The organism is Paraburkholderia bengalensis (assembly GCF_037126505.1).
GTDB classification, from domain to species: Bacteria; Pseudomonadota; Gammaproteobacteria; order Burkholderiales; family Burkholderiaceae; genus Paraburkholderia; species Paraburkholderia bengalensis.
This window is the reverse complement of sequence record NZ_JACFYJ010000013.1, coordinates 43,027-55,506: the sequence shown is the minus strand read 5'-3', so window position 1 is coordinate 55,506 and position 12,480 is coordinate 43,027. Positions and strand designations below refer to the sequence as shown.

General features: G+C 65.2%; 10 protein-coding genes. 5 read left to right on the top strand and 5 right to left on the bottom strand.

Features of this window, described 5'->3' with window-relative positions:
• Positions 1 to 41: 41 nt before the first annotated feature.
• The gene (gene lolD / locus H3V53_RS10945; RefSeq protein ID WP_336597925.1) at positions 42 to 785 is read right to left on the bottom strand and encodes a lipoprotein-releasing ABC transporter ATP-binding protein LolD; all 744 of its coding nucleotides are present in this window, start codon (positions 783 to 785) and stop codon (positions 42 to 44) included.
• Positions 778 to 2,031, bottom strand: coding sequence for a lipoprotein-releasing ABC transporter permease subunit (locus H3V53_RS10940; protein WP_336597924.1), 1,254 nt, complete (start codon positions 2,029 to 2,031; stop codon positions 778 to 780). The genes lolD and H3V53_RS10940 overlap by 8 nt, the downstream gene beginning before the upstream one ends.
• Before the next feature lie 342 nt (positions 2,032 to 2,373).
• Here H3V53_RS10940 and H3V53_RS10935 point away from each other — a divergent pair, with 342 nt between their 5' ends.
• From H3V53_RS10935 to H3V53_RS10915, 5 genes are all read left to right on the top strand, one after another.
• Positions 2,374 to 3,471 carry a regulator gene (locus tag H3V53_RS10935; protein WP_336597923.1) on the top strand — a complete coding sequence of 366 codons (1,098 nt, stop codon included), beginning with the start codon at positions 2,374 to 2,376 and terminating at the stop codon, positions 3,469 to 3,471.
• Between the two features lie 22 nt (positions 3,472 to 3,493).
• On the top strand, positions 3,494 to 5,200 hold the full coding sequence (gene recJ, locus H3V53_RS10930) for a single-stranded-DNA-specific exonuclease RecJ (protein ID WP_336597922.1): 1,707 nt from the start codon (positions 3,494 to 3,496) through the stop codon (positions 5,198 to 5,200).
• Between the two features lie 662 nt (positions 5,201 to 5,862).
• Positions 5,863 to 6,967, top strand: a protein-coding gene (prfB, locus tag H3V53_RS10925; RefSeq protein WP_336597921.1) for a peptide chain release factor 2 whose coding sequence is annotated in 2 segments (ribosomal slippage) — positions 5,863 to 5,943 and positions 5,945 to 6,967 — 1,104 coding nt in all. Because the reading frame shifts where the segments join, the coding sequence is not laid out codon by codon here.
• 98 nt (positions 6,968 to 7,065) lie between these two features.
• Complete coding sequence (gene lysS / locus H3V53_RS10920; protein ID WP_336597920.1) at positions 7,066 to 8,613, top strand: lysine--tRNA ligase; 1,548 nt, start codon at positions 7,066 to 7,068, stop codon at positions 8,611 to 8,613.
• A 392-nt stretch (positions 8,614 to 9,005) separates the two neighbouring features.
• A complete protein-coding gene (locus tag H3V53_RS10915) occupies positions 9,006 to 9,791 on the top strand; it encodes a glycine zipper 2TM domain-containing protein (protein ID WP_336597919.1) in 786 nt (261 codons plus the stop codon).
• A 107-nt stretch (positions 9,792 to 9,898) separates the two neighbouring features.
• On the opposite strand, the gene iscX is transcribed toward H3V53_RS10915, so the two are convergent.
• From iscX to hscA, 3 genes are all read right to left on the bottom strand, one after another.
• Positions 9,899 to 10,096 carry a Fe-S cluster assembly protein IscX gene (iscX, locus tag H3V53_RS10910; RefSeq protein ID WP_007586799.1) on the bottom strand — a complete coding sequence of 66 codons (198 nt, stop codon included), beginning with the start codon at positions 10,094 to 10,096 and terminating at the stop codon, positions 9,899 to 9,901.
• 15 nt (positions 10,097 to 10,111) lie between these two features.
• Positions 10,112 to 10,453: an ISC system 2Fe-2S type ferredoxin gene (fdx, locus tag H3V53_RS10905; protein WP_054924793.1), complete on the bottom strand. Its 342-nt coding sequence runs from the start codon at positions 10,451 to 10,453 to the stop codon at positions 10,112 to 10,114.
• Between the two features lie 96 nt (positions 10,454 to 10,549).
• Complete coding sequence (hscA, locus tag H3V53_RS10900; protein ID WP_336597918.1) at positions 10,550 to 12,421, bottom strand: Fe-S protein assembly chaperone HscA; 1,872 nt, start codon at positions 12,419 to 12,421, stop codon at positions 10,550 to 10,552.
• Positions 12,422 to 12,480: the final 59 nt, after the last annotated feature.

Below are 12,480 nucleotides of genomic sequence, written 5' to 3'. Positions count from 1 at the left end.
GGCCTCGTTTCGATGAGTTCCGTTGAAACGCGGGTTGCGCTTCAGACGGGCACGGACGGCTCCTCGTACAGCACGCCGTCGCGCAGACGCATCGTCCGGTCGCAGCGCGCCGCCAGATCGGGATCATGCGTGACGATGACGAAGCTCGTGGACAGCGTGTTCGACAACTCCAGCATCAGGTTGAACACCGTGTCCGCCGTGCCGCCGTCGAGGTTGCCCGTCGGCTCGTCGGCGAGCACGCAGGCGGGCTGGGTGACCAGCGCGCGCGCAATCGCGACGCGCTGCTGCTGACCGCCCGACAACTCGCCCGGACGATGCTTCGCACGATGCGCGAGCCCTACGCGCTCCAGCATGTCGAGTGCCTGCTTGCGCGCGTCGTCCGTCGTCATGCGGCGGATGCGCAGCGGCATCGCGACGTTGTCGAGCGCGGTGAATTCGGGCAGCAGGTGATGAAACTGGTACACGAAGCCAAGCGCGCGGTTGCGCAGGTCGTTGCGCTCGCGCTCCGAGAGCTTCGTAAACGGCTTGCCCATCACTTCGACGTGCCCGGCGCTCGGATCATCGAGGCCGCCCAGTACGTGCAGCAGCGTGCTCTTGCCCGAGCCCGACGCGCCGACGATCGCCAGTTTCTCGCCGCGCCGCACGGAAAGTTGCGTATTGTTCAGCACCTGCACGTTCAGGCCGCCCTGAATGAACGACTTCGAAATGCCCGTCGCTTCGAGCACGTAGGGATGCAGCGCCGCTTCCTGGGATGCCATGAGGTTATTGTTCGGACGATCATTCATAACGCAGCGCCTCCGCCGGACGGACCTTGGCGCCGCGCCAGCTCGGATACAGCGTGGCAAGACACGACAGCAGGAAGGCGATCACGCCGATCCTGATCACGTCGCCGGGCACGAGTTCCGACGGCAGCTCGCTGATGAAATACACCGACGGCGGCAAAAACTGCACGTGCAGCAGATGCTCGATCATCGGCACGAGCCACGGAATGCTCCACGCGATCAGGCAGCCAAGCGCGACGCCGATGCCCGTGCCGACGAAGCCGATCGTCATGCCCTGCACGACGAAAATCTTCATGATTGAACTGGGATGCGCGCCAAGCGTGCGCAGGATCGCGATGTCCGCCTGCTTGTTGGTCACCGTCATCACCAGCGACGAAACGAGATTGAACGCTGCCACCGCGATGATCAGCGTGAGGATGATGAACATCATGCGCTTTTCGATCTGCACCGCCGAGAACCACGTCTTGTTCTGCTGCGTCCAGTCGCGGATGTACAGGTCGCCCGACAGCGTGCGCGCCAGCTGATGCGCGACTTCCGGCGCGCGCTGCATGTCCTTCAGGCGCAGGCGCACGCCTGTCGGCGCGGGCAGGCGGAACAGCGCCTGCGCGTCCTTGATGTTGATGAGCGCGAGCGTGCTGTCGTACTCGTAGTGGCCGGACTCGAATACGCCCACCACGTTGAACTGCTTCAGGCGCGGCAGCAGGCCGGCCGGCGTCATCGTGCCTTCGGGCGCGACGAGCGTGATCTTGTCGCCTGGCATCACGCCGAGATTCGCGGCGAGGTCCGCGCCGAGCACGATGCCGAACTCGCCCGGTTTCAGGTCGTTGAGGCTGCCCGCCTTCATCTCCTTGCCGATATCCGACACTTCGGGCTCCAGCGACGGCTCGACGCCGCGCAGCGCGACGCCGCTCACGGCGTCCTGGCGCGTGAGCAGCGCCTGCGCCTCGACGTACGGCGCGGCGCCGACCACTTCCTTGTTCTGCTTCGCTTCCTGGGCGGTCAGCTGCCAGTTCGGCATCGAGCCCGTCGGCGAAAAAATCTCGACGTGGGCGAGCACCGACAGCATGCGGTCGCGCACTTCTTTCTGGAAGCCGTTCATCACCGACAGCACGACGATCAGCGCCGCGACGCCGAGCGCGATGCCCGACATCGACACGAGCGCGATGAACGAGATAAAGCCGTTACCCGTGGTGCGTTTGCCGGCGCGCGTGTAGCGCCAGCCAATCTGCCATTCGTATGGAAGTTTCAAGCGAGTCCTTTTTCAGCGTGATTGCGCTGGTCTGCCATTGCGTGCCGGCGCGCGGCCTGGAGCGCAAACGCTCGCGGACACACGCACGCCGTCTCGATTGGGCGCGAACGGCGGCCGATGGTTCCGGAACGCGATGGTTCCGGCACGGATTTCCGCGCGCGTCGCTCGTCGTCTTCTGCCCGCTTCGGACAAGCGGTGCAGCCGTGCGAGGCTTCGCGCGATCGCCGTCCGGCCGTTGCCCAAGCGTTGCGCGAATTGTACGCGCCGTGGCACGCGCCGCCGTTTTCCCCTCGCGCGACACGCGCCGCCATCGCGGATCAACGGGGCGAAGTTTGCCATACAATGCGCAGCATCATGAACGCCAACCGACTGCATCTTCTTCTGCCGTTCGCGCTGCCCGCCGCGGCCGACGCCTCCACCGCACTGCATTCCCTCGACACGCCCGCGCTCGACAAGCTGGTCGCGCGCGCGACGCTCGTCGAACGCGTGATCGGCGAAGACTTTCAGCGCACGCTGCCGCACGAACGCTGGGTTGCGCGCAGCTTCGGCGCGGTGCTGGCGGGCACGGCCGCCGCCGACGAGGCGCCCCTCGCGCCCTACATGCTGCTCGCCGACGGCGGCCATCCCGGCGACGCCACCTGGGCGTGCGTTCAGCCCGTGCACGTGCGCATCGCGCACGACCATCTGGTGCTGATCGATCCCGCCTCGCTGGAACTCTCCGACGACGACGCGCGCGCGCTGCTCGACACCGCCCGTCCGCTGATCGAGGAACTCGGCGTGCGAATGGAGGCGCCGCATCCCGCGCGCTGGTATCTGTCGAGCGCAACCTTCGGCACGCTGGCGGGCGCCTCGCCGTTGCGCGCAAGCGGCCGCAACATCGAAATCTGGCTGCCGCACGAAGCGCACACGGGTGAGCGCTCGCGCGCGTGGATGAAGCTGCAGAACGAGGTGCAGATGGCGTGGTTCGAGCATCCCGTGAACGAAGCGCGCGAGGCGCGCGGCCTGCCCGCCGTCAATTCGATCTGGTTTCACGCGCAAGGCGCGGCGCAACCGGTGAGCAGCGACTTCACGCGCGTGCTGTCGGACGCTGCCGCCACGCGCGGACTCGCGCTCGCGGCGAAGGTCGGCATCGGCGCGCCGCCCGCTTCGTGCGACGCGTGGCGCAGCGACCGCGCGAACGGCGCCGCCGCGACGCTGATCGAACTCGACCCGTTCTCCGCACCGTTCATCGAGCAGGACTGGGGCCGCTGGAACGCCGCGTTCGCCGCGCTCGAGCGCGACTGGTTCGCGCCCGCGCTGGCCGCGCTGCAAGCGGGCGAACTCGGCGAACTGGGGCTGACGCTGTGCGGCGACACCGGCTCGGTGACGCTCAACATCACGCGCGGCGATCTGCGCAAATTCTGGCGGCGCCGTCTGTTCGCGTCGCTCTTTATCGAATGAACTGTCTTCCGACTCTCGCCGCATGACCCGAATCGTTACGCGCACCTGCGCCCCCGCCGACACCGAAGCGCTCATCCGCCACGGCCTGCATCCCGTCCTTGCGCGGCTGTACGCGTCGCGCGGCGTGTGCCTGCCCGATGAAATCGAAACCGGCCTTGCGCGCCTCACACCGCCGACGTCGCTCAAAGGCTGCGACGCGGCAGCGGCGCTGCTCGCCGATGCGCTCGAAAGCAGTCGCCGCATGCTGGTGGTCGCCGATTACGATTGCGACGGCGCGACGGCCTGCGCCGTCGCCGTGCGCGGCTTGCGGATGTTCGGCGCGCAGATCGACTACCTCGTGCCGAACCGCTTCGAATACGGCTACGGCCTGACGCCGGAAATCGTCGCGCTGGCCGCGCAGCGCGCGGGCGGCCGCCCCGATCTGCTGATCACCGTCGACAACGGCATCGCGAGCGTCGACGGCGTGGAGGCGGCGAACGCGCTCGGCATCGACGTGCTCGTCACGGATCACCACCTTCCCGGCGACGAGTTGCCCGCGGCCCGCGCGATCGTCAATCCGAACCAGCCGGAGTGCGCGTTTCCGAGCAAGTGCATCGCGGGCGTCGGCGTGATGTTCTATGTGCTGCTCGCGCTGCGCGCCGAGTTGCGCAAGCGCGGCGCATTCGGCGACGCGCGGCCCGAGCCGCGCCTTGACGGCCTGCTCGATCTCGTCGCGCTCGGCACGGTGGCCGATGTCGTGAAGCTCGACAGCAACAATCGCGTGCTGGTCGCGCAAGGCCTGCAGCGCATCCGCAACGGGCGGATGCAGCCCGGCATCGCCGCCCTGTTTCGCGCCGCGGGGCGCGATGCGCGCAGCGCGTCGGGATTCGATCTCGGCTTCGCGCTCGGACCGCGCCTGAACGCAGCGGGACGTCTGTCGGACATGTCGCTGGGCATCGAATGCCTGACGACAGACGATGTCGGACGCGCGTGGGAACTCGCGCAGCAACTCGACACGATGAACCGCGAGCGGCGCGAGATCGAAGCAGGCATGCAGCAGCAGGCGCTCGACGACCTGTCCACGGTCGATCCCGCCGGCTCGACGACGATCACGCTGTTCAATCCGGGCTGGCATCAGGGCGTGATCGGCATCGTCGCGGGGCGGCTGAAGGAGAAGTTTCACCGGCCGTCGTTTACGTTCGCGCTCGCCGACGACAGCGGCGAAACGGTCAAGGGCTCGGGGCGCTCGATACCCGGCTTCCATCTGCGCGACGCGCTCGATCTGGTGTCCAAGCGCGAACCGGGGCTGATCGCGAAGTTCGGCGGCCACGCGATGGCGGCGGGCCTGACGATCGCCACATCCGATCTGCCGCGCTTCACGGCGGCTTTCGAGCAGATCGGTCGCGAATGGCTGACGGCAGAGGTGCTTGCGCGCACCGTCGAAACCGATGGCGAACTGGAAGATGCGTACTTCACGCCGCAATTCGTCGAGATGCTGGACGCCGCCGTGTGGGGTCAGGGCTTTCCGGCACCTGTTTTCTCCGGCGAATTCGATGTGATGTCGCAGGCGCTCGTGAAGGACAAGCACCTGAAGCTGCAACTGATGCGCGGACGCCAGCGTTTCAACGCGATCTGGTTCAATCACACGACTCCGCTGCCGGCGCGGACCACGGTTGCCTATCGGCTTTCGGCCGATACGTGGAATGGGGTTGCGCGGGTGCAGCTCATTGTCGAGCACGCCGTGCTGTAGGTGCTGCTGGCGCAGCAGGCTCTTTTTGCTGATCCGTTATAATTTTCGTTTTTTTGCTGGCGTTCGCTTTTTGCCGGCATCCGCTCTTTGCTGGCATCCGCGTGGCGCCTTCGCGACGCGAGCGTTGCCCCTGTGCGGGGCGGCACCTACTTTTCTTTGCCGGCTGCAAAGAAAAGTAGGCAAAGAAAGCAGCACCAGCACTTACCCACGGGCCCCCAACGCCCCCACACAGGCATGACCCGTCGCCACGAAGCCCGATGTATAAAGGGTTACGCAAGCGCGTGAAGCGAGTCAGGCGTCGATTTTTGCGCTGGCAACGGTGTTCGACGGACGCGTTGCCGTATGAAGCGTGGGGACGTCGAGAGCCCGTGGGTAATTGTCAAGCGGCTCGGTGTGGAGCGGCTTTCTTTTGCCTACTTTTCTTTGCCGCTAAAGTAGGTGCCGCCCCGCACGGGGCAACGCGCGCGCCGCGTAGGCGGATCGCGGATGCCGACGACATCGCAAGCGCATGACGGCAAAGCCCGCGCCACGCAGACGCATCGCGGATGCCAACGACATGGCAAGCGCACCACGGCAACGCCCGCGCCACGCAGGCCTGACGGAAACCGCACCCAAACCGCCTATAATTTCACCTTTTAAAGCCCCTCAGAAAGAAAGCCAAAATGGAAGCGGAACGCCTCAACTCGATCGAATCCTCTCTGGCCGACCTGCGCGCTCGCGCAGGCGAGCTCCGGGGGTATCTTTGACTACGATGCCAAATCGGTAAGGCTTATCGAAGTCAACAAGGAACTCGAAGACCCGAACGTCTGGAACGACCCGCAGCACGCGCAGGCGCTCGGCAAGGAAAAGAAGCTGCTCGAAGGCGTCGTCGAGGTGCTCGGCTCGCTCGAAAACGACCTGCGCGACACGCAGGAACTCTTCGACATGGCGCGCGAGGAAAATGACGAGGACACCCTCGTCGCGTGCGAAGAAGACGTCGCCAAACTGACGGCCCGCGTCGAAGACATGGAGTTCCGCCGGATGTTCTCGAATCCGGCTGACCCCAACAACGCCTTCATCGATATCCAGGCAGGCGCCGGCGGCACGGAAGCGTGCGACTGGGCGTCGATGCTGCTGCGCCAGTATCTGCGTTACTGCGAGCGCAAAGGCTTCAAGGCCGAAGTGCTCGAAGAATCGGAAGGCGACGTTGCCGGCATCAAGAGCGCGACGATCAAGGTCGAAGGCGAATACGCATACGGCTTCCTGCGCACGGAAACGGGCATTCACCGCCTCGTGCGCAAGTCGCCGTTCGACTCGTCGGGCGGCCGCCACACGTCGTTCTCGTCGGTGTTCGTGTATCCGGAAATCGACGAGTCGTTCGAAGTCGACATCAACCCGGCCGATCTGCGCATCGACACCTACCGCGCTTCGGGCGCGGGCGGTCAGCACATCAACAAGACCGATTCCGCCGTGCGTATCACGCACTTGCCGTCGGGCATCGTCGTGCAGTGCCAGAACGACCGCTCGCAGCACCGCAACCGGGCCGAAGCCATGGCGATGCTGAAGTCGCGCCTGTACGAAGCCGAAATGCGCAAGCGCCAGTCGGAGCAGGACAAGCTCGAAGCGGGCAAGTCGGATGTGGGCTGGGGCCATCAGATCCGCTCGTACGTGCTCGACAACAGCCGCATCAAGGATCTGCGCACCAACGTCGAAATCAGCAACACGAAAAGCGTGCTCGATGGCGACCTGGACGCATTCATCAGCGCAAGCCTGAAACAGGGCATCTAGGCGCGCACCGGCGCGGCAGATTCTGCCGTGCCGCATTTTTTTCACTGCCTGTGCCCCGCCTTGACGGCGCGCGGCACCCGACACCGAACATCATCACCATGACCGAACCGACGCAGCCTAACGAGCCGAACGCGGCCCAAACGAATGCCGCCGAGTTGGACGACAACCAGATCATCGCCGAGCGCCGCGAAAAGCTGCGCGCGCTGCGCGAGCAAGGCGTCGCCTATCCGAACGACTTCCGTCCGACCCACCATGCCGCCGATCTGCAAACGCAATACGCGGACGCCGACAAGGACGCGCTCGAAGCGCAAGCGCTGCAGGTCGCGCTGGCGGGCCGGATGATGCTCAAGCGCGTGATGGGCAAGGCCAGCTTCGCGACGGTGCGCGACGGCTCGGGCCAGATCCAGTTCTTCATCACGCCCGCCGACGTCGGCGAAGCGACGTACGAAGCCTTCAAGAAATGGGACCTCGGCGACATCGTCGCGGCCAAGGGCTTGCTGTTCCGCACGAACAAGGGCGAGCTGTCCGTGCGCTGCACGGAACTGCGCCTGCTGTCGAAGGCGCTGCGCCCGCTGCCCGACAAGTTTCACGGCCTCGCTGACCAGGAAATGCGCTATCGCCAGCGCTACGTCGATCTGATCGTCACGGACGAAGCGCGCAAGACGTTTGTGGCGCGCACCAAGGCCGTGTCGTCGATCCGCAAGTTCATGGCCGACGCAGACTTCATGGAAGTCGAAACGCCGATGCTGCACCCGATCCCGGGCGGCGCGGCGGCCAAGCCGTTCGTCACGCACCACAACGCGCTCGACATGCAGATGTTCCTGCGTATCGCGCCCGAGCTGTATCTGAAGCGGCTGGTGGTCGGCGGCTTCGAGCGGGTGTTCGAGATCAACCGGAATTTCCGTAACGAGGGCGTGTCGCCGCGCCACAATCCGGAATTCACGATGATGGAGTTCTACGCCGCGTACACGGACTACAAGTGGCTGATGGACTTCACCGAGCAGTTGATCCGCCAGGCAGCCGTCGATGCGCTCGGCAATGCGGCCATCACATATCAGGGCCGCGAACTGGATCTGTCCAAGCCCTTCCATCGGCTGACGATCACGCAGGCGATCCAGAAATATGCCCCGCAATACTCGGACGCGCAGCTTGCCGACGGCGCGTTCCTGCGCACGGAACTCAAGAAGTTCGGCGTCGACACGACCCAGCCGCAGTTCCTCAACGCCGGACTTGGCGCGCTGCAATTGGCGCTGTTCGAGGAAACCGCCGAGTCGCAGTTGTGGGAGCCGACCTTCATCATCGACTACCCCATCGAAGTGTCGCCGCTCGCGCGCGCGTCCGATAGCGTCGCAGGCATCACCGAGCGTTTCGAGCTGTTCATCACTGGCCGCGAAATCGCCAACGGCTTCTCGGAACTGAATGATCCCGAAGATCAGGCCGCGCGCTTCAGGAAGCAGGTCGACCAGAAGGACGCCGGCGACGAAGAAGCGATGTACTACGACGCCGACTACATTCGTGCGCTCGAATACGGCATGCCGCCCGCGGGCGGCTGCGGCATCGGCATCGACCGTTTGGTGATGCTGCTCACCGATAGCCCGAGCATCCGCGACGTCATCCTGTTCCCGCATCTGCGCCGCGAAGACTGATCCTGTGGCTGTCGGCGCTGGCTTTTCCGCGCCGACTTTTGGCGCTGATTTTTCTGCATCTTCCCGCGCGCGACCGACTGTGCGTCGCGCGCGGCGCCTTGCGCCCTACCTCCCTTCCGCATATACCGATTGTTGTAACTATCGGTAAAAGCTGCCTGGCTATTCGCCTTTCGCCGCAGTGTCCCTTCCGCCGAAACGCAACGACGGCGCCGCTTCAGGCTGTTGGTGCAGTTTGTGCGTACGATGCAACTAAGTGTTGCTCGGCGCCCCGGTTACAAAATGAAACGCTGGCCGCGAGCGCATGTCCGACACTTATACGGCCGGCTTTCATCAACGCTTGCCGTGGCTCGCGAAGTCCCTTCAAGGTCGATTCTGCCCAGTCGGAGGCCTATATGAACAATCCGAACAATGCACCACGCCGCCTGCATCCGCTCATTGCCGTGGCCGCGGGTGCCGTCATCATCGCCAGTCTGGCGGCAACGGCTGCCGTGACGGGACTGTTCCCGAGGGCAACCAGTAGCGGCGCGCAAAACGATCAGACTCAGGCTGCGGCGGTGACGCAGCAACCTGTCGTCGATACGACGCAGCCCGTCAATCCCACTGCCCAGCAGCAGGCCGCCGCGCAAGAGCAGGCTGAGCAAGAAGCTCAACAGCGCGCCGCACAGCAGACAGCGCAGCAACAGGCGCAACAGGCTCAACAAGCACAACTGGCGCAGCAACAGCAAGCGGCGGCGGCCCAGGCAGCGCAGCAGGCGCCGCTCGCACCTGCACCGAGCCAGCCCTACGCGCAACAGCCGCAATACGCACAGCAAGCTCAGCCGCAGCAGCCCGCGCGCCCCGCCTATTGCTCGACCTGCGGTACCGTCGAGGCCATTTCCGCCGTTCGTACCGAAGGGCACGGCACGGGGATCGGCGCTGTCGGCGGCGCGGTGGCGGGCGGGGTCGTCGGCAACCAGTTCGGCAGTGGCGGCGGACGCACCGCGATGACGCTGCTTGGCGCACTCGGCGGCGGTCTCGCCGGCAACTCGGTCGAAAAGCATCTGCGCAGCACCACCAGCTATTCGGTGCGGGTGCGGATGGAGAACGGCAAGATGCGCTACTTCACGTTTCACGAACCGCCGCCGTTCCAGCAAGGCGAGCGCGTGCGCATTCAGAACGGCGCGCTTGTCGCGGGTTGAACGGCCTTCCAGTCCACCGCGCATAAAAAAGGCGACTCGCACGCGAGTCGCCTTTTCCTTTTCCTTCTGCCGGCTGCACGCCGGATTCAGCGCAAAGCGTGTTGCACTCAGTAATCCGCGTCCTCGATCCAGGCTGCCTGGATGGCTTCGAGAATCTTTTCGTTCGAGCGGTTCGGATCGTCGTCAAAACCGTCCAGCTCCATCACCCAGCGATGCAGATCGGTGAACCGCACCTGCTGCGGATCGATCTCCGGATGCTTGTCGGTCAAGGCCATCGCGATGTCTTGCGTATCGGTCCACTTCATGGCTGCTTGCTCCTTTTAGTGATTTTCCTTCGCGTGGTTGATCGAATAACGCGGAATCTCGACCACAAGGTCGTCGCCCTCGGGCATCAGCGCCTGGCACGACAACCGCGACTCCGGTTCGAGACCCCATGCCTTGTCGAGCAGATCGTCTTCCGTCTCCTCCGATGGCTCGAGCGCCTGGAAACCTTCGCGCACGATCACATGACAGGTCGTACACGCGCAAGACTTCTCGCACGCGTGCTCGATCTCGATGCCATGCTCGAGCAGATTGTCGCAGATGCTCTTACCCGGCACGGCGTCGATGACTGCGCCGTCCGGACACAGTTCGACGTGAGGCAGCACAACGATTTGAGGCATACGTATTCCGTTTGGTCTGTGGGGCACGGACGCCGCCCTTCAGGCACCGTACCATTTTACTGGTGGCGCGGCCGTTTTTGGCACGCGCCGCGTGATTCAGATTTCGTCGAGTTTGCGGCCCGCGAGCGCGCGGCGAATGCTCTTGTCCATCCGGCGCGCGGCGAATTCGTCGGTGCCTTCTGCGAGTGTCTTCGTCGCGGCCTCAATCGCGTCGACATCGTCCGACGGCGAAATCGCGCGCAGCGCGGCGACGAGATCTTCGAGCGCCGCACGTTCGTCGGTGTCGAGCAGTTCGCCGTCGGCGGCGAGCGCCGCTTCCGTCGCTTCGACCAGGCGCTGCGCCTCGACCTGCGCCTCGCGCAGCGCGCGGGCGCGCATATCGACCTCGGCGGTATTGAAGCTGTCTTCGAGCATTCGCGCGACGTCGTCATCGGCGAGACCGTAAGACGGCTTCACGACGACCGACGCCTCCACGCCCGAGTGCTGCTCGCGCGCGAACACGGACAGCAGACCATCGGCGTCGACCTGATACGTCACGCGGATGCGCGCCGCGCCCGCCGCCATCGGCGGAATGCCGCGCAGCTCGAACCGCGCGAGCGAACGGCAATCGGACACGAGCTCGCGTTCGCCCTGCACGACGTGAATCGCCATCGCCGTCTGGCCGTCCTTGAAGGTCGTGAACTCCTGCGCGCGCGCGACGGGAATAGTCGAGTTGCGCGGAATGATCTTCTCGGCAAGGCCGCCCATCGTTTCGACGCCAAGCGACAGCGGAATCACGTCGAGCAGCAGCCAGTCGTCGCCGTCCGCGCCGCGGTTGCCCGCGAGCAGATCGGCCTGGATCGCCGCGCCGAGCGCGACGACCTGATCGGGATCGAGATTGGTCAGCGGCGGCTGGCCGAAGTAGCCTTCGACGGCGCGGCGGATCACGGGCATGCGCGTCGCGCCGCCGACGAGCACGACGCCCTTGATGTCGGCGGGCGTCACTTTCGCGTCGCGCAGCGCCTTTTTGGTCGGACCGAGCGTGCGCTGCACGAGCGTCTGGGTGATCGCTTCGAAGGTCGCTTCGTCGACAGTGACGTCGATCTTCGCGCCGCTCGACAGCGTGACCTGAACGGCCGTGCTCGGCGCGGACGACAGCGCTTCTTTCGCAACGCGCACGGTGTCGAGCAGATGCCGCACGTCTTCCGGCTTCAGCGATTGTCCCGCGATGTCCGCCTGTTCGAGCACGTGCCGATACAGCGCGTGATCGAAATCGTCGCCGCCCAGCGCCGAGTCGCCGCCCGCTGCCAGCACTTCGAAAACGCCTTTCGTGAGCTTCAGGATCGACAGATCGAAGGTGCCGCCGCCGAGGTCATACACCGCGTACAAGCCTTCCGCGCCATTGTCGAGGCCGTAGGCGATCGCGGCTGCCGTCGGCTCGTTCAGCAGACGCAGCACATTGAGGCCCGCGAGACGCGCGGCGTCCTTGGTGGCCTGGCGCTGGGCCTCGTCGAAATAGGCGGGAACCGTGATGACGGCGCCCACCAGTTCGTCGCCAAGCGTGTCCTCGGCGCGATGACGCAGCGTCGCGAGAATTTCGGCCGACACTTCGACAGGACTCTTCACGCCGTCGACCGTGCGGATCTGCACCATGCCAGGCGCATCGACGAAATCGTACGGCGCGTTTTCCGCATGCTCCACTTCGCTTTTGCCGCGGCCCATGAAGCGCTTGACGGAGACGATCGTATTGCGCGGATCGGTCGCGGCTTCCGCCTTCGCCACGCGCCCGATGCGCCGGCCACCCTTTTCGAGGTAGCGCACGACGGACGGCAGAAGATAATGGCCTTCGTCGTCGGGGAGCACGTCGGGCACGCCGCTGCGCACGGCCGCGACGAGCGAGTTGGTGGTTCCCAGGTCGATGCCGACCGCGAGGCGCCGCTGGTGCGGCGCGGGCGCCATGCCGGGTTCAGAGATTTGCAGTAAAGCCATCTGGAATCTTCTTCGGGGTCTCGTGGGCCCCGGTCCTGATCATATGAGTTCGCGTTTGA